Annotated in this window: 1 protein-coding gene and 1 pseudogene; one reads left to right on the forward strand and one right to left on the reverse strand. The window is 44.2% G+C overall.

What is annotated here, in order from left to right:
* Positions 1-120: pseudogene (locus tag ICN30_RS11525) on the forward strand (IS30 family transposase); the annotation flags it as partial.
* A 260-nt stretch (positions 121-380) separates the two neighbouring features.
* On the opposite strand, the gene ICN30_RS11530 reads toward ICN30_RS11525, so the two are convergent.
* Entirely contained in the window at positions 381-656 is a 276-nt protein-coding gene (locus tag ICN30_RS11530) for a hypothetical protein (protein WP_216275785.1), read from the reverse strand.
* Positions 657-790 lie beyond the last annotated feature (134 nt).

The following is a 790-nucleotide window of genomic DNA, read 5'->3' on the forward strand; positions in this document are numbered from 1 at the left end:
AATTACTCCCAAGCCAAACTCAATGCTGTAGCAAGGCAACTCAATGAACGTCCTAGAAAAACACTAAACTATCAAACACCGGCAGAACGTTTTGCCCTAACTGTTGCATCGACGGGTTGAAATCAAGACCCTAAGCAGACCTTCGGAGATTCTAAATATCCCCGGGACTACCGGGTCAAACTAGGCGAAGCACCACTCACCACAAGATAAAAAGAATACGTCCATATGACAACTAGCGAACTCCGCGTCATAAGACTTGGGCGCATCAGATGGCATGCTAATTTTTTCGGCAGAAACTGGCATTGCGAATAAAGCTAATAAAAGTACAAAAGGATTAGCATGCCATTTGATCCTCATTCAATTGCACCTCATTGAGGTATTTATTTTTTCATACATTCGAGCATAAATTTCCACCTTGACTCTTGACGTAGATTCTTTTCATTAGCCTGCGTATAGCAGCCGTCATGTTTTACTGGATCTTTTACCGCAAGCTCATTCAGTTGCTGGGCATAGGGATTTCCTGCTCCATATTGACCTGCGCCATATGGGGCATATGGTCCCGGACCTTTTCCTGGCCACGGCTGAGCTTGGGCTATGGTAGCGCTTAGGATGCCTAAGGTCAGCAACATTGATATTGATAGCAGCTTCTTTTTCATTTTCAAACCCTGAATCGCTACCAATATCCTAGACACTTGCCAACCTCGCTTGGTACTGCTGTTCAAATCTTACCGGAGAAAGCCCATTGTTGTAACTATGGCGTCTAACCGGGTTGTAAAACATTTCGATGTAA

This window comes from Polynucleobacter sp. 31A-FELB, assembly GCF_018882405.1.
Lineage (GTDB): Bacteria > Pseudomonadota > Gammaproteobacteria > Burkholderiales > Burkholderiaceae > Polynucleobacter.

Bases quoted from the DNA above. Each gene is read 5' to 3' on its own strand.
- ICN30_RS11530 (WP_216275785.1), bottom strand. From the start codon at position 656: ATGAAAAAGAAGCTGCTATCAATATCAATGTTGCTGACCTTAGGCATC.